This is a genomic window from Tardiphaga sp. vice154, from assembly GCF_007018645.1.
GTDB lineage: Bacteria > Pseudomonadota > Alphaproteobacteria > Rhizobiales > Xanthobacteraceae > Tardiphaga.
In genome coordinates this window covers 4960558-4977258 of the sequence record NZ_CP041399.1, presented here as the reverse complement: position 1 = coordinate 4977258, position 16701 = coordinate 4960558, and the positions used below count along the sequence as shown (strand labels likewise).

The 16701-nt window shown below is 62.9% G+C and carries 16 protein-coding genes; 9 read left to right on the top strand and 7 right to left on the bottom strand.

The window, feature by feature from the left end; all coding sequences use genetic code 11:
* Positions 1-10: 10 nt before the first annotated feature.
* The 8 genes from FIU28_RS23425 to FIU28_RS23390 all read left to right on the top strand — a co-directional run bounded on the left by FIU28_RS23425 (position 11) and on the right by FIU28_RS23390 (position 8774).
* On the top strand, positions 11-826 hold the full coding sequence (locus FIU28_RS23425) for a DeoR/GlpR family DNA-binding transcription regulator (RefSeq protein WP_143575505.1): 816 nt from the start codon (positions 11-13) through the stop codon (positions 824-826).
* 325 nt (positions 827-1151) lie between these two features.
* A complete protein-coding gene (glpD, locus tag FIU28_RS23420) occupies positions 1152-2693 on the top strand; it encodes a glycerol-3-phosphate dehydrogenase (protein WP_143575504.1) in 1542 nt (513 codons plus the stop codon).
* Positions 2690-3766, top strand: coding sequence for an ABC transporter ATP-binding protein (locus tag FIU28_RS23415; RefSeq protein ID WP_143575503.1), 1077 nt, complete (start codon positions 2690-2692; stop codon positions 3764-3766). Before glpD ends, FIU28_RS23415 begins: the two co-directional genes overlap by 4 nt.
* 8 nt (positions 3767-3774) lie before the next feature.
* On the top strand, positions 3775-4875 hold the full coding sequence (locus FIU28_RS23410; RefSeq protein WP_143575502.1) for an ABC transporter ATP-binding protein: 1101 nt from the start codon (positions 3775-3777) through the stop codon (positions 4873-4875).
* Positions 4875-5777 carry a carbohydrate ABC transporter permease gene (locus tag FIU28_RS23405; RefSeq protein WP_143576362.1) on the top strand — a complete coding sequence of 301 codons (903 nt, stop codon included), beginning with the start codon at positions 4875-4877 and terminating at the stop codon, positions 5775-5777. The genes FIU28_RS23410 and FIU28_RS23405 overlap by 1 nt, the downstream gene beginning before the upstream one ends.
* A complete protein-coding gene (locus FIU28_RS23400; RefSeq protein WP_143575501.1) occupies positions 5777-6583 on the top strand; it encodes a carbohydrate ABC transporter permease in 807 nt (268 codons plus the stop codon). Before FIU28_RS23405 ends, FIU28_RS23400 begins: the two co-directional genes overlap by 1 nt.
* Positions 6584-6585: 2 nt before the next feature.
* Positions 6586-6915, top strand: a complete 330-nt coding sequence (locus FIU28_RS23395) for a DUF2160 domain-containing protein (protein WP_143575500.1) — start codon at positions 6586-6588, stop codon at positions 6913-6915.
* A 62-nt stretch (positions 6916-6977) separates the two neighbouring features.
* Positions 6978-8774 carry an ABC transporter substrate-binding protein gene (locus FIU28_RS23390; RefSeq protein WP_143575499.1) on the top strand — a complete coding sequence of 599 codons (1797 nt, stop codon included), beginning with the start codon at positions 6978-6980 and terminating at the stop codon, positions 8772-8774.
* Between the two features lie 215 nt (positions 8775-8989).
* Here FIU28_RS23390 and FIU28_RS23385 read toward each other — a convergent pair whose 3' ends face one another.
* From FIU28_RS23385 to FIU28_RS23360, 7 genes are all read right to left on the bottom strand, one after another.
* Positions 8990-10093 carry an alkene reductase gene (locus FIU28_RS23385; protein WP_143575498.1) on the bottom strand — a complete coding sequence of 368 codons (1104 nt, stop codon included), beginning with the start codon at positions 10091-10093 and terminating at the stop codon, positions 8990-8992.
* A 223-nt stretch (positions 10094-10316) separates the two neighbouring features.
* On the bottom strand, positions 10317-11603 hold the full coding sequence (locus FIU28_RS23380; protein WP_143576361.1) for a lytic murein transglycosylase: 1287 nt from the start codon (positions 11601-11603) through the stop codon (positions 10317-10319).
* 135 nt (positions 11604-11738) lie between these two features.
* Positions 11739-11837, bottom strand: coding sequence for a type II toxin-antitoxin system YafQ family toxin (locus FIU28_RS27460; RefSeq protein ID WP_441351253.1), 99 nt, complete (start codon positions 11835-11837; stop codon positions 11739-11741).
* Positions 11810-12010, bottom strand: coding sequence for a type II toxin-antitoxin system YafQ family toxin (locus tag FIU28_RS23375; RefSeq protein ID WP_441351252.1), 201 nt, complete (start codon positions 12008-12010; stop codon positions 11810-11812). The genes FIU28_RS27460 and FIU28_RS23375 overlap by 28 nt, the downstream gene beginning before the upstream one ends.
* Positions 12011-12019: 9 nt before the next feature.
* Positions 12020-12370 carry a type II toxin-antitoxin system RelB/DinJ family antitoxin gene (locus tag FIU28_RS23370; protein ID WP_143575497.1) on the bottom strand — a complete coding sequence of 117 codons (351 nt, stop codon included), beginning with the start codon at positions 12368-12370 and terminating at the stop codon, positions 12020-12022.
* Positions 12371-12447: 77 nt separating this feature from the next.
* Entirely contained in the window at positions 12448-13347 is a 900-nt protein-coding gene (locus tag FIU28_RS23365) for an HNH endonuclease (protein ID WP_143575496.1), read from the bottom strand.
* Between the two features lie 47 nt (positions 13348-13394).
* A complete protein-coding gene (locus FIU28_RS23360; protein ID WP_143575495.1) occupies positions 13395-14840 on the bottom strand; it encodes a helix-turn-helix domain-containing protein in 1446 nt (481 codons plus the stop codon).
* A 203-nt stretch (positions 14841-15043) separates the two neighbouring features.
* On the opposite strand from FIU28_RS23360, the gene FIU28_RS23355 reads away from it, so the two are divergent.
* Positions 15044-16681, top strand: a complete 1638-nt coding sequence (locus FIU28_RS23355) for an isocitrate lyase (protein WP_143575494.1) — start codon at positions 15044-15046, stop codon at positions 16679-16681.
* Positions 16682-16701: the final 20 nt, after the last annotated feature.

The window sequence follows — 16701 nt, the reverse complement described above, 5'->3', positions numbered from 1 at the left end:
AGGTGTTCCCGTGATCTGCCTGTCCCATCGCCAGACTGAAATACTCAACCTTGCCCGGACGACCGGGCGGGTGATGGTGGACGACCTCGTGCGCCGTTTCGAGGTCTCTGCGCAGACCATTCGAAAAGACCTCAACGACCTCGTCGACCATCGCTCGCTGACCCGGATCCACGGTGGCGCCATTATCGCCTCCGGCGTCGAGAATCTCGCTTACGAAGCGCGCCGCTTCGTCGCTGCCGACGAAAAGCGCGCCATCGGCATCGCGGCAGCCGCCCAGATCCCAAACGGCTCTTCGCTTTTCATCAACGTCGGTACCACCACCGAGGAAGTCGCCAGCGCGCTGACGGCGCATGAGGACCTGCTGGTGATCACCAACAACCTCAACGTCGCGATGATGCTGTACCGCCACCCGCGCATCGAGGTGATCGTCGCCGGCGGCACGGTGCGGCGAAGCGACGGCGCGGTGATCGGCTCCACCGCGATCGGTCTGATCGGCCAGTTCAAGGTCGATTATGCCATTATCGGCGCCTCGGCGATCGACGCCGAAGGCGCCCTGCTGGATTTCGACTATCGCGAGGTGCAGGCCGCGCAGGCGATAATGGCCAATGCCCGCTCGGTGATGCTGGTGGCCGATTCCACCAAGCTGCGACGTACCGCGGCGGTGCGTATCGCCCATATCAGCCAGGTCCAGACCTTCGTCACCGACGCGCCGCTGCCGCCGGGATTGCAGGCGATCTGCCAGAGCAAGGGCGTGCTGGTGATCGAGGCGCTGCCCGGCCGGGTGGAAGAAGCCGACGAGTTGAACCCGGAACCGACCGCGCTCTGAGCCAGCGAAGGCGCTCCGCTTCACCTCTCCCCGGCGGGGAGAGGTCGGAAGGCGCGAAGCGCGTTCCGGGTGAGGGGGCCGCGCGCCGACGAAACGTTCCTAACCCCTCACCCGGATGTTCTCACTCCGCTCCAACATCCGACCTCTCCCTTCGGGAGAGGTGGCCAATACAGCGGCAACCTCGCAAATCAAAACGCCCAAATTCCCCATTGCTTTCGTTTTTGGTTGTGTTTTAATCCAAACCGAAAGCCAAATCGCTCAAAGCGAAGATGGCGCGTCCTTTTCTCATGGAAGGCGCCGGATCAATTGGCGCAAGGGAGTCCGGGTGAGTTCAATTTTCGACCTCGCTATCATTGGCGGCGGCGTCAACGGCGTCGGCATCGCGCGTGACGCGGTGGGCCGCGGCAATTCCGTTTTACTGTGCGAAATGAACGATCTGGCCAGCGGCACCTCGTCATGGTCGACCAAGCTCGTGCATGGCGGGCTGCGCTACCTCGAATATTACGACTTCAAGCTGGTGCGCCACGCGCTGCTGGAGCGCGAGATCCTGTGGGGGATCGCGCCGCACATCATCCGGCCGCTGCGCTTCGTGCTGCCGCACCACGCCGGGCTGCGGCCGGCCTGGCTGCTGCGGCTCGGCCTTTTCCTCTACGACCATATCGGCGGCCGCAAGCTGCTGCCGGCCACCCGTACGCTGGACCTGGCGCATGACGCGTTAGGCAAGCCGCTCGCGCCCGGGCGCTTCAAGCGCGGCTTCGAGTATTCCGATTGCTTCGTCGACGATGCCCGGCTGGTGGTGCTGACCGCCCGCGATGCCGCCGACCGCGGGGCCGACATCCGGACCCGCACCCGCGCCACCGAGATCCGGCAGGTCGACGGCGTCTGGCAGGTCACCGTGCAGGATGCAGGTGGCGAGCGCAGCACGATCCGCGCCCGCGCGCTGGTCAATGCCGGCGGGCCGTGGGTCGAGCAGGTGCTGACGTCGGGGGCCGGATTCAATGCTAAAGCCAAGGTGCGGCTGGTGCAGGGATCGCACATCGTGGTGCCGAAAATATACAACCACGACCGCGCCTACATCTTCCAGAACGCCGACGGCCGCATCGTGTTCGCGATTCCCTACCAGGACGATTTCACCCTGATCGGCACCACCGACCTCGATTACGATGGCGATCCCGCGCAGGTTAAGATCTCCAAAGCCGAGATCGACTATCTCTGCGCGTCGGTCAGCGAATATTTGGCGAAGCCGGTGAAGCCCGAGGACGTGGTCTGGACCTATTCCGGCGTTCGCCCGCTGTATGACGACGGCGCCGACGAGGCCAAGGCGGCGACGCGCGATTATGTGTTTGAACTCGATCTGCCCGGTGGCGCGCCGCTGCTGTCGATCTACGGCGGCAAGATCACCACTTACCGCCGGCTCGCCGAGGAGGCGCTGCAGAAACTGGCCCCCTGGCTGAAGGGCAGCAAGGCGCCGGAAGGCTGGACCGCGCACGCGGCGCTGCCCGGCGGCGATTTCGACGTCTCGGCGCTCGACGCGCTGGTCGTCGAACTCAGGCGCGACTATCCGTTCCTGACACCGGCCCATGCCGATCGTCTCGCGCATGCCTATGGTACGCGCGCGCAAAAAATGCTCGGGCAGGCGAAGGCGCTGGCCGATCTCGGCGTACCGTTCGGCGCCACGCTGACCGAGCGCGAGGTGAACTATCTCATCGCCAACGAATTCGCGGTCACCGCTGAGGATATCGTGTGGCGGCGCTCCAAGCTCGGACTGCGGATGTCGGCGGCCGAGATTGCAACGCTGCAGGACTGGATCACGGCGCATCACCAGCCATCGGCCAGCCCGGTCATCGCCGCAGGAGCACGTCCATGAGCGTCAGCCTCGACCATGTATCATGCACGGTGGAGGGGATGACGACGATCGACGTGTCGTTGACACTGCAGCCGGGCACGCTGAGCGTGCTGCTCGGCCCGACGCTTTCCGGCAAGACGTCGATCATGCGGCTGCTCGCCGGGCTGGACAGACCGACGACGGGGCGCGTGCTGGTCGACGGTGTCGACGTCACCGGCGCCGACGTGCGCAAGCGCTCGGTGGCGATGGTCTACCAGCAATTCATCAACTATCCCTCGTTCACGGTCTACGAGAATATCGCCTCGCCGCTGCGCGTGCAGGGTAAGTCGAAAGCGGAGATCGACAGCCGCGTCCGCGACGCCGCGCGATTGCTCAAGCTCGAGCCCTATCTCGACCGCACACCGTTGCAACTCTCCGGCGGCCAGCAGCAGCGCACCGCGATTGCGCGGGCGCTGGTCAAGGACGCCGACCTCGTGCTGCTCGACGAACCGCTGGCCAATCTCGATTACAAGCTGCGCGAGGAACTGCGCATCGAACTGCCGCGCATCTTCGAGGCGTCCGGCGCGATCTTCGTCTATGCGACGACCGAGCCTTCCGAAGCGCTGCTGCTCGGCGGCAATACCGTGTGCCTGTGGCATGGCGAAGTGCTGCAGATGGGCGATACATCGCGCGTCTATCGCCAGCCCGAAACGCTGCGCGTGGCCGAAGTGTTCTCCGATCCGCCGCTCAATCTGGTCGGCATCGAGAAACGCGATGGCTTCGTTCAATACGCCGGCGGCATCCGCGCGCCGGCCAGCGGCCTCTACGCAGCCCTGGCGGACGGCGCCTATCGCGTCGGCTTTCGCGCGCATCAGCTCGAAGTCGCCAGCGGCATCAAAGGTCGTCATGCCTTTGCGGCGGAAGTCACGGTGACCGAAATCACCGGTTCCGAAAGTTACGTGCATCTCAAGCGCGACGCCTCGAACTGGGTCGCGGTGCTGCAGGGCGTACATGATTTTCCGCCCGGCCATCACCTCGATGCCGTGCTCGATCCCGACAATCTCTTTGTGTTCGACGCCGGCGACCGGCTGGTCGCCGCGCCGACGTCGATGTAGGAGCGAAGATGGCCCGCATCGATCTCGTCGATCTCGCGCATTCCTACGGCGGCAATGCTGCGGCGGAAGAAAGCTTCGCGCTGAAGCCGATCTCGATGACGTGGCGGCAGGGCGGCGCCTATGCGCTGCTCGGGCCAAGCGGCTGCGGCAAGACCACGCTGCTCAATCTGATTTCCGGCATCGTCACGCCGTCGCGCGGCAAGATACTGTTCGATGGCGCCGACATAACCCGTGCCACCACGCAGCAGCGCAACATCGCGCAGGTGTTCCAGTTTCCGGTGATCTACGACACCATGACGGTCGGCGAAAACCTGGCTTTTCCGCTGAAGAACCGCGGTGTCGCTAGGCCGGAGATCGAGAAGCGCGTCAGGGAGATTGCCGAGCTGCTCGATCTCACGCCGGTGCTGAACCGCAAGGCGACGCGGCTCACCGCCGACGCCAAGCAGAAGATTTCGCTCGGCCGCGGCCTGGTGCGTTCCGATGTCGCAGCCGTTTTGTTCGACGAACCGCTGACGGTGATCGATCCCGCGCTGAAATGGGAACTGCGTTCCAAGCTGAAGGCGCTGCACCGCGCGCTGGATCTCACCATGATCTACGTCACCCACGACCAGACCGAGGCGCTGACCTTCGCCGACACAGTGGTGGTGATGCATGACGGCCGCGTCGTTCAGGCCGGCACGCCGCAGCAATTGTTCGACAGACCGGAGCACACCTTTGTCGGCTATTTCATCGGCTCGCCCGGCATGAATATCGTACCCGCCACGGTCAATGGCCGCGAGGCTGTTATCGACGGCCACACCATCGCACTCCAGCGCAACTACGATGCGTTGCCGGCCGGCGCCAGGGTCGAGATCGGCGTGCGCCCCGAATTCGTCGAGGTCGCCGCTCCGGCGCCGGGGCGGCTGGCGGCGACCATCGAGCGTATCGACGATCTCGGCCGCGTCCGCTTTGCGCGGGTGCGGATCGGCGATGTGAAGTTCGCCGCGCGCGTCCCGAACGGTTTTTCGATTCCCGGCAGTGAAGCTGGCTTGATCTTCGATCCCGCCCGGGTCCACATTTATGCCGACAGCCGCCTCGTCGAGGGCCAAGATCTTGAAGGTCGCGCGTGATGGACAAGACGGTCAACCAAAAAGCCTGGTTCCTGGTGCTGCCGGTATTTCTGGTGGTGGCGTTCTCCGCCGTGCTGCCGCTGATGACGGTGGTGAACTATTCGATGCAGGACACCTTCGGCAACAACCAGTTCTTCTGGAATGGCGTCGGCTGGTTCAAGGAATTGCTCGATCCATCCACCGATCTCGGCGGACGTTTTCTGGCCTCGCTGGGCCGCAACCTGGCCTTCTCGGCGATCATCCTCGCCATCGAAGTGCCGCTCGGCATCGTCGTCGCATTGTCGATGCCGCGCGAGGGCTGGCGCGTCGCTGCCTGCCTCGTCATCATGGCATTGCCGCTGCTGATCCCGTGGAATGTGGTCGGCACCATCTGGCAGATCTTCGGGCGCCCCGACATCGGCCTGCTCGGCTACACGCTCAACCACATGGGCATCGACTATAATTACGTCTCCAACGAGTTCGACGCCTGGGCCACCGTGATCGTGATGGACGTCTGGCACTGGACCAGCCTCGTGGCGCTGTTGTGCTATGCCGGGCTGAAATCGATTCCGGATGCCTATTATCAGGCAGCCCAAATCGACGGCGCCTCGCGCTGGGCGGTATTCACAGCCATCCAGCTGCCCAAGCTCAACCGCGTGCTCTTGATCGGCGTGCTGCTGCGCTTCATGGACAGCTTCATGATCTATACCGAACCCTTCGTCGTGACCGGCGGCGGGCCGGGCAATTCGACCACCTTCGTATCGATTGAGCTGGTCAAGATCGCGCTCGGCCAGTTCGACCTCGGCAAGGCTGCGGCCTTGTCGCTGGTCTACAACCTGATCATCCTGATCGTGTGCTGGGTATTCTACACCGTGATGACCAATGTCGGCGTCGATCACAGCAAGCATGAGGGGGCGGTCTGATGCATTCGATCCCGGGGCGCCGTCTGATCCTGTCGCTGTTCCTGATCTTCCTGTTGCTGCCGATCTACTGGCTGGTCAACATGAGCTTCAAGACCAACGGCGAGATCGTTTCCACCATGACGCTGTGGCCGCACGCGCCCACGCTGGAGAATTACGCGCGCATCTTCACCGACGAGAGCTGGTATTCCGGCTACATCAATTCGCTGAAATACGTCGTCATCAACACCGTGCTGTCGATCTCCTTCGCGCTGCCGGCTGCCTATGCGTTCTCGCGCTACCGCTTCCTCGGCGACAAGCATTTGTTCTTCTGGCTGCTGTCGAACCGCATGGCGCCGCCGGCGGTCTACGCGCTGCCGTTCTTCAACCTCTATTCGGCGATCGGCCTGTTCGATACGCCGTGGGCGGTGGCACTGGCGCACTGCCTGTTCAACGTGCCCTTGGCCGTCTGGATTCTGGAGGGCTTCGTCTCCGGCGTGCCGCGCGAGATCGACGAGACCGCGTTCCTCGACGGCTACTCGTTTCCGAAATTCTTCGTCAAGATCCTGGTGCCGCTGATCGCCTCGGGCATCGGCGTGGCGGCGTTCTTCTGCTTCATGTTTTCCTGGGTCGAACTGCTGCTGGCGCGGACGCTGACCTCGGTCAATGCCAAGCCGATTTCCGCGGTGATGACGCGCACGGTATCCGCGTCGGGCATGGACTGGGGCCTGCTCGCCGCCGCCGGCGTGCTCACCATCATCCCCGGCGCGCTGGTGATCTGGTTCGTCCGCAACTATATCGCGCGCGGCTTTGCGCTGGGACGGGTGTAGCCATGGACAACATCGCATGGATGGCGTGGACGCCGCCGACCGCGATCTTCTTCGCGCTGCTGGCGATGACGCTCGGCACGATGACGGTGCTCGCCGTGAAATATCCCGAGGCCGAGCGGATCGGCATCCTGCGGATCCCCACCACGCGCGGCGACCGGCTGTTCCTGTCGCTGATCTCGGCCGCGGTGATTCACCTGTTGTGGATCGGATTTTTCGGCACCGATCCGATCGCCACGCTGCCGCTTGGCGAGGAAGGCTTTGAGATCTCGAGCCTGTGGCTCGCGACACTGATTTCGTTTGGCACGGCGTTCGCGATCTTTCGCACGGTGTGACAGGCGGAGACGACCAGACCCGGGATCAACCCGGGCCTGAAGCACCACCAGGGAGAAGACGAATGAAGGACCTGACCGATCAAGGCCGTCGTGTAGCTTCGACGCGCCTGATGACGATGACCAGCGCCGCGGCGCTGATCGCTGCGACGGTAAGCCTCGCGGCGCCCGCTCGCGCCGACGACGCCACCGCGAAGAAATGGATCGACAGCGAATTCCAGCCCTCGACGCTGTCCAAGGAAGAACAGCTCAAGGAACTGCAGTGGTACGAGAAAGCTGCAGCGCCGTTCAAGGGCATGGAGATCAACGTCGTCTCCGAAACCATCACCACCCATGAGTACGAAGCCAAGACGCTCGCCAAGGCGTTCTCGGAAATCACCGGCATCAAGCTGAAGCACGACCTGATCCAGGAAGGCGACGTGGTCGAGAAGATCCAGACCCAGATGCAGTCCGGCAAGAACGTCTATGACGGCTGGATCAACGATTCCGATCTGATCGGCACGCACTTCCGCTACGGCCAGGCCATCCCGCTGTCGGATTTCATGACCGGCGAAGGCAAGGACGTCACCTCGCCGACGCTGGACCTCAACGACTTCATCGGGCGCTCCTTCACCACCGCTCCCGACAAGAAGCTGTACCAGCTCCCCGATCAGCAATTCGCCAACCTTTACTGGTTCCGGTACGACTGGTTCACCAATCCCGACTACAAGTCGAAGTTCAAGGCCAAGTATGGCTACGATCTCGGCGTGCCCGTGAACTGGTCGGCCTATGAGGACATCGCCGAGTTCTTCACCAACGACATCAAGCAGATCGATGGCGTCAAGGTCTATGGCCACATGGACTACGGCAAGAAGGATCCGTCGCTGGGCTGGCGCTTCACCGACGCGTGGCTGTCGATGGCCGGCAACGGCGACAAGGGGCTTCCGAACGGTCTGCCGGTCGACGAATGGGGCATCCGCATGGAAGGCTGCCGTCCGGTCGGCTCGTCGGTCGAGCGCGGCGGCGACACCAACGGCCCGGCGGCGGTGTATTCGATCGCCAAATATCTCGACTGGATGAAGAAATATGCCCCGCCGCAGGCGCAGGGCATGACCTTCTCGGAATCCGGTCCGGTGCCGGCACAGGGCAACATCGCCCAGCAGATGTTCTGGTACACCGCCTTCACCGCCGACATGGTGAAGCCGGGCCTTCCGGTGATGAACGCCGACGGCACGCCGAAGTGGCGGATGGCGCCGTCGCCGCATGGCGCCTACTGGAAGGAAGGCATGAAGCTCGGCTATCAGGACGTCGGCTCCGGCACCTTGCTGAAGTCGACCCCGCCGGATCGTCGCAAGGCCGCCTGGCTGTATCTGCAGTTCATCACCTCGAAGACGGTCAGCCTGAAGAAGAGCCATGTCGGCCTGACCTTCATCCGCGAATCTGACATCTGGGACAAGTCGTTCACCGAGCGTGCGCCGAAGCTCGGCGGTCTGGTCGAGTTCTATCGCTCGCCGGCCCGCGTGCAGTGGTCGCCGACCGGCAACAATATCCCGGACTATCCGAAGCTGGCGCAGCTGTGGTGGCAGAACATCGGCGATGCGTCGTCCGGTGCTAAGACCCCGCAGGCGGCGATGGATTCGCTGGCAGCGGCGCAGGACTCGGTGCTGGAGCGGCTCGAACGCTCCAAGGTCCAGGGCGATTGCGGTCCGAAGTTGAACAAGAAGGAGACGGCGGAATACTGGTACGCCAAATCCGCCAAGGACGGCAACATCGCCCCGCAGCGCAAGCTGGCCAACGAGAAGCCGAAGGGCGAGACGGTGGACTACGACACGCTGATCAAGTCGTGGCCGGCGTCCCCGCCGCAGAAGCGCGCGGCGAACTGAGGCGCCTCACTTCCCTCTCCCCAACCGGAGAGTGAGCGCATCAGTGTAAAACAACAAAAAGGCCGGGAGCGATCCCGGCCTTGGTTTTATCTGTCGTTCCGGGGCGCGTGCTCGGCGAAGTCGAGAACGCGAACCCGGCACCTCGTGCGGCTTTATCATATCGGGATTCCGGGTTCGGGCGCAGCAAGCTGCACCCGCCCCGGAATGACAGTGTGTTACTCAGCCGCCTGCTTGGTTTCCGCCAGCGTCGGGTAGTCGGTGTAGCCCTTGTCGCCGCCGCCGTAGAAGGTCGACTGGTCGGGCTTGTTGAGCTCGGCGCCGGCCTTGAAACGTTCCACCAGATCGGGATTGGCGATGAACAGCTTGCCGAACGCGATCAGGTCGGCCTCGTCCGCTGCCAGCACCTTCTCCGCCAGCGCCAGGTCGTAGCCATTGTTGCCGATGTAGGTGCCCTTGAAGCGCTTGCGCAAGCTCGCATAGTCGAACGGCACATTGTCGCGCGGGCCGCCGGTGGCGCCTTCGACGACGTGCAGATAGACCAGTTTCTCGGCGCTGAGCCCGTCGACGAGATAGTCGAACAGCTTCTGCGACTGGCTGTCGGGCGCACAATCATTGGCCGGGGTCACCGGAGAGATGCGGATGCCGGTGCGCTCGGCGCCGATTTCCTTGACCACGGCGCGGGTGACCTCGAGGATCAGCTTCGCGCGGTTCTCGATCGAGCCGCCATATTCATCGGTGCGCTTGTTCGTCGAATCGCGGGCGAACTGCTCGAGCAGATAGCCGTTGGCCGCATGGATCTCGACGCCGTCGAAGCCGGCCTCGATCGCGTTCTTCGCCGCCTTGCGGTAGTCCTCGATCAGGCCGGGGATTTCCGACAATTCGAGCGCGCGCGGCTCGGACGTGTCGGTGAAGGCGTTATTGACGTAGGTCTTGCCCTTGGCGCGGATCGCGGAGGGCGCCACCGGCGCGCCGTGGTTCGGTTGCAGGTCGGTGTGCGAGATGCGGCCGACGTGCCAGAGCTGGATGAAGATCTTGCCGCCCTTGGCGTGGACCGCGTCGGTGACTTTCTTCCAGCCGGCGACCTGCTCGGCCGTGTAGATGCCCGGGGTGTCCTGATAGCCTTGGCCCTGCTGCGAGATCTGGCTGGCTTCGGTGATCAGAAGGCCCGCGGAGGCGCGCTGGGCATAATATTCGATCGCCAGCGGATTGGGCACGAAGCCTGCGACCGCGCGGTTGCGCGTCAGGGGCGCCATCACGGCGCGGTTGGACAGGGTGATCGGGCCGAGTTTGTAGGGCTCGAAGAGTTTGGATGCGGTCATGTTGGTTTTCCGGGAAATGGTCAATACGCTTGAAGTGTGCATTGCGGCATGCATTCGCAATGGCCGGCGAGAGGGGATCGCTGAAAAGACGAAACGTGCTCCCTGCGCCGCCTGACAGAGCACGAACGTCGTTCAACCATCTGAAACAGGCGAAAGTTTTTGCGTGACCTTCGGGACGTCATGGCCGGCATCTCCGTGCCGTGGCGAAGATCGGCTTCGACCTTCAGGCGCCGCGCAGCCGCGCCAGCAATTCGGCGGTCGGCCAGGAATCCGCCGGCAGGCCGTACTTGACCTGCATCGCCTTCACCGCGGTGCGGCTGAGCTGCCCCATTATGCCGTCGACCTTGCCGACATTGAAGCCGGCGCGCACCAGCAATTGCTGCAGCTCCTTCAATTCGGCGAATGACAATTGCGGCACCGCTGCACCCGGCGTTCGCATCCTTGGCGCGCCGGTGATGCGGGTGGCGAGATAGGCCGCGGTGGTGGAATAGATCAGCGAATTGTTCCATTCCGTGTAGGCGGCGAAATTGGCATAGGCCAGGAACGCCGGGCCGAAGCGGCCCATCGGCAGCAGCAGGGACGCCGGCATGTTGTCGTTCGGCAGCGGCCGGCCGTCGGCAGTGGTCACGCCATAGGCCGCCCATTTGGAGCGCGGCAACTGGATGGTCAGGTCGGCCTGGTCCCAGGGAATGTTGGCCGAGACTTGCACCTCCTGCAGCCACGGCTCGCCACGCCGCCATTTCAGCCCGTTGGCGATGTAATTGGCGGTCGAGCCGATCACGTCGTCGGGCGAGCGCAGCAGGTTGCGATGGCCGTCGCCGTCATAATCGACCGCGTAGTTGTAGTAATGCGTCGGCAGAAACTGCGTCTGGCCGAGTTCGCCGGCCCAGGAGCCGATCATTTCCTCCGGCGAAAGATCGCCGCGGTCGATGATCTTCAGCGCGGCGATGGTCTCGTCCTGAAACATTTTCGAGCGCCGGCAGTCATAGGCAAGCGACACAAGCGAAGGCAGCGTCGGCAGGTTGCCCATCTGCGCGCCGAAATCGCTCTCCAGCGCCCAGAACGCCGCGATCACCGCGGGCGGCACGCCGAACTCCTTCTCGGCGCGGGCGAAGGCGGCGGCGTGCTGCTTGATCTTGAGCTGCCCGTTCTGCATCCGGTAATCCGCCGCCATCCGGCGCGAGAATTCGGTGAACAATTGGCCGAACACCCGCTGGCCGCGATCGCGGTTGACGATTTTTGGATCATAGACCAGCCATGGCGCAGCGGAGGCGATCGCCCGTGGCGAGACGCCGGCGGCTGTGGCCTGCTGCTTCAGCCCGGCGAGGAACTGGTCGAAGTTTTGGCCACCGTGGCAGGCGGCGGCACGCGGGCTGGCGGCGGGTCTGGCTGTCGCAGCGGGCCGAGCCGTCGGCGCGGGTTGGGTTTGCGCAGGGAATGCGAATTGCGCGGAGGCCGGCGAGGCAAAGGCAGTGATAGCAAGGGCCGTCACAAAACGAATTGGTCGCATCCGCACCGACATCTGCATCATGAACCCCGGCCTCTCCCCGCCATGCCGGCCTCGTGCCGGGCATCCACGTTGCATTAAGGAATACAGACGTGGATGGCCGGGACAAGCCCGGCCATGACGCAGACTGCTGGAGCGTCATTCGTCGAACAGATCGGCATGGGTGCCCGTTCTGACCAGCAGCACGCGGGTGGCGTCCGTCTGGTAGATTAGCAGCCAGTCGGTTCGATGTGGCATTCGAAAAAGCCCTTCCATCGGCCTTTCAGCGAATGCGGTCGATTGGAGATAGGCAGCGGGCTGTTGGCTTGCAGAAGATTTAAGACCGTTGCCAGCTTCGAGAGATCGTAGCCACGCTTCGTGACCCGCTTCAGATCGCGCTTGAATGAACCGGTCTGGTCCAGCGTCTTCATCGGAAGGGGTTAGCGGCGTTTCTTGCCGAGAACGTGAGCGAACAGTTGCTCAGCCGTACCGGTAAAACTCTCCGTCCGACCAGCCTCGGCGTCCCGCATCGCCTTGATGGTCTCGCGATTGGGGACCTTTACTTCGAACGGCATGCCCTTGTGGGCGACGACCTGCTTGAAGAAGATCGTCAGGGCATCGGTGGTCGACAGACCGATCTTGTCGAGCACCGCCTCGGCGCTCTTTTTCAGCTTCGGCTCGATGCGCGCGTTGATGAAGCCGCTCTTGGCAGGCTTGCGAACGGCGACCGCCTTCAACGGCGGCTTGGCTTGCCGTTTGGCGGTCGAGACAGTTTGCGGTTTCGTAGCCATACCAGAATGTAACACGATTGCGTTGCGTTTTCCAGTAGCTGCATCCTGAAATCAATCCGATGGTCGGCCCCGGCCAACTAATGCTTGAAGCAATTTTCCCGATGCCAGTTCAAGAAATGCGGGTGCGGGCGATGGGAGATGCGTTGCGGAGCTAACGCAAAGCCGGTTTTATTAACCAGAGCGCGTATGGTTTCGTAATCGTTGACCTGTCGCGAAATCAATATTTCCAGTTCGTCCGAAAGCCCAATCAGACCGCGATCGAACATCCAGTGAGCCGTGCCCGAAAGTGCGATCCCATTGTTCACGGTGTCCGGGCCATTTGCTTCGACTGGTCGGATATGGGCCGCGTCCACCTCCGCTCTTCCACCACCATTGATTAGCTTTAGCCCAGTCACTGCACATCGGCGGTCGTAAGCATCCAGGATAACGCGGCGAAAGGCCCGGTCGCGCACGATCCTTGACGTGAGATAATTTAATCGATCTCGGGGCTCCTCGTACTGGAAAGGAGCCTGAATTTCGTCAAGCTGCGGAAAAGATGATGTCTCGCCAATCCTCGGTAGAATTTGAACGTTCTCATCTAGTCCGAGCGTGACTATGCGCTCGAAATCGTCAGGGCTGATTGGACGGACCGCGGATTGGGCCCTTCCCGAAATACGACCTTGGTCATTGAGGATGCCGCGCTCAATGACGCCATCAGCATTAGTAAATGCAACAGGTGTTGCGAAATCGAGATAACTCGACGGCTCGATCAAGGCCAAGTACATGCCCGTAGCTGATGGATCGGGAATGATCTGTTGAACCTTCGCGATGGCAAAGTAGCCGCGCGTCGCGTCGACCTTACGCGGCTCATAATAGACGATCCAGTCACCGACGAACGTTTGCGCTCGACTCAGATACTGGCTGGGGAATTGATATTTCTCAGCCGGGCTGTCGTCGTAAATCGAATCCGTCCGATGGATGAAGACCCCAAATCCCATGTCATCTGTATAGCACGGTATTTTCGATTGCCCAGGCTGGCAGCAGTCTACAACTCCCTTGCATTGCTGAACGCAAAGCTCGACACCCGCCGCGTGTTCTCATCCAAAATCAGCGTCCGCGTGATCGGCGGCTCGGCGCGTTGCGGGCAGTTTTCGCGTTCGCAGAGCCGGCAGTTGACGCCGATCGGAGTGCCTTCGGCTTTTTCCAGATCCATGCCGGAGGCATAGACCAGCTTCGCGGCGTGGCGGATCTCGCAGCCGAGGCCAATGGCGAAGCGCGGCTGCGGCTGGCCGTGCGGCGCGGACGGACGTCGCACCATCTGCGCGATCGAGAAATAGCGGCTGGCGTCCGGCAGTTCGATGACCTGCTTCAGCAATCGGTCCGGCGTGTCGAAGGTCGAGTGCACGTTCCACAACGGACAGGTGCCGCCGAATTTGGAGAACGGGAAGGTGCCCGACGAGAACCGCTTGGAGACGTTGCCGGCATTGTCGACGCGCAGCATGAAGAACGGCACGCCGCGCGCGGTCGGGCGCTGCAGCGTGGTGAGGCGGTGGCAGACCTGCTCGAAGCCGACATTGAAACGCTGGCCCAGCACCTGCAGATCATAGCTCAGCGCCTCCGCGGCACCGTGGAACGCGGCATAGGGCATCAGCACGGCCGCGGCAAAATAGTTCGCCAGCGTGATGCGGTACAGCCGCCGCGGCGTGTCATCGAGCGGCCCGGCGCGGCCGACAATGCTCTCGAAGGCGCTGCCGCACTCCATCAATCCCAGCTGGAAGGCGAGCTGGAAGGCGCGGCCGGGGCCATCGACCAGTTCGGAAATCAGCAGTTGGCGGCGGTGGCGATCGAACCGCCGCAGCGTTTCGCGCATCACGTCGACCGGCATGATCCGCGACACGATCGAATGCTTTTCCCGCAGCCGTGTGGCGAGGGCCGCGTAGAGATCCGGCGCGCTCTCGTTGATCTGGTCGCGCAGCGTCTCGGCGGCCTGTTCGAGCTCCGGGAAGTAATTGCGGTTGGCCTCGATCAGGTCGCGGACGCGCTCGATCGGGTTGGCCTCGAAGTGCCCGCCTTCGTTGCGGTCGGCGAATTGCGCCGCGACCAGCGTCTCGCCGCGCCGCGCCTCGGCGTATGCCGCATAGAGCCGCTGCAGCGCATGCGTCACGCCGGGGCAGAGCTCGGCGAGGTCGCGCAATTCCTGCTTCGGCAGGTCGATCTGGCGGAACAGCGGGTCGGAAAAGATCTCGTTGAGCTCGGCGAAGAAGCGGTCCTCGTCGGCGGTGGCCAAGTCCCGCAGATCGAGGTCGTAGGTCTGCGCCAGCCGCATCAATAGCTGCGCCGTCACCGGGCGCTGGTTGCGCTCGATCAGGTTGATGTAGCTCGGCGAGATGCCCAGCCCCTCGGCGATCTGGGTCTGCGACAGCCCGAGCTGCTGCCGGATCCGCCGGAACCGCGGTCCCACGAACAGTTTCTTGGACGCGTCGCCGGCCATCGCCTGATATCCCGTTTGTGACAATTATTACAAAATGACATTAGTGACAAGTCGAGATGTTACATTGCATCACCATTCAAACGCAAGACATCTATCCGAATAGCTGCGTTTGTCGTTTAAGTCCTGACACGTTTCGCGACGAGGTTGTCACATCTGTCGATAAGAACAGGCGTCGCGAGTAGACATTACAAGGGGTTACCAACATGAACTTTCAGCCACGCGGCATCAGCGACCTCGCCCTCGAAGGGCCGGCCTCCTATCGCAGCGAAATCGAGACGGCCGAAGCGCTGCTCAAGGACAAGGACACCTGGAACGGCGTCAAGGCCGAAGCCGTGGCCCGGATGCGCCTGCAGAACCGCTTCAAGACCGGCCTCGACATCGCGCGCTACACGGCGGCGCTGATGCGCGCCGACATGGCCGCCTATGACGCCGACAGCACCAAATACACCCAGTCGCTGGGTTGCTGGCACGGCTTCATCGCGCAGCAGAAGCTGATCTCGGTGAAGAAGCATTTCGGCACCACCGACCGCACCTATCTCTATCTGTCCGGCTGGATGATCGCCGCGCTGCGCTCGGAATTCGGGCCGCTGCCCGACCAGTCGATGCATGAGAAGACCTCGGTGCCGGCGCTGATCGAAGAGCTCTATACCTTCCTGCGCCAAGCCGATCAGCGCGAGCTGAACGAGATCTTCCGCAAGCTCGACGCCGCCCGCAAGGCCGGCGATCAGGCCGCCGAGCAGGCGCTGATCGAAAAGATCGACACCTTCCAGACCCATGTCGTGCCGGTCATCGCCGACATCGACGCCGGCTTTGGCAATGCGGAAGCGACCTATCTGCTGGCCAAGAAGATGATCGAGGCCGGCGCCTGCGCGCTGCAGATCGAGAACCAGGTGTCGGACGAGAAGCAGTGCGGCCATCAGGACGGCAAGGTGACGGTGCCGCACGAGGTCTTCCTGGCGAAGATCCGCGCCTGCCGCCACGCCTTCCTCGAACTCGGCGTCGAAGACGGCGTGATCGTGACCCGCACCGATTCGCTGGGCGCCGGCCTGACGCAGCAGATCGCCGTCAGCCACAAGCCCGGCGATCTCGGCGACCAGTACAACAGCTTCCTCGACTGCGACGAGGTCGATGTGAACTCGGTCGGCAATGGTGACGTCATCATCAGCCGCGACGGCAAGCTGCTGCGTCCGAAGCGGCTGCCGAGCAACCTGTACCAGTTCCGCGAAGGCACCGGTGTGGATCGCTGCGTGCTCGACAGCATCACCTCGCTGCAGAACGGCGCGGACCTTTTGTGGATCGAGACCGAGAAGCCGAACATCGAGCAGATCGCCTCGATGGTCGACCGGGTGCGCGAAGTGATCCCGAACGCCAAGCTCGCCTACAACAACTCGCCGTCGTTCAACTGGACGCTTCACTTCCGTTGGCAGGTGTTCGACGAGATGAAGCAGGCCGGCAAGGACGTCGCGAAGTACAACCGCGCCGAGCTGATGAAAGCGGAATATGACGACACGCCGCTCGCCCAGGAAGCCGACGAAAAGATCCGCACCTTCCAGGCGGATTCGGCCAAGCGCGCCGGCATCTTCCACCACCTCATCACGCTGCCGACCTATCACACGGCGGCGCTCTCGACCGACAATCTCGCCAAAGAGTATTTCGGCGAGCAGGGCATGCTCGGCTACGTCAAGAACGTTCAGCGCCAGGAGATCCGTCAGGGCATCGCCTGCGTCAAGCATCAGGACATGGCCGGCTCCAACATCGGCGATGACCACAAGGAATACTTCGCCGGCGAGGCGGCCCTGAAGGCCGGCGGCGCGCACAACACGATGAACCAGTTCGGCTAACGCCAACAACAGGAGAGCAA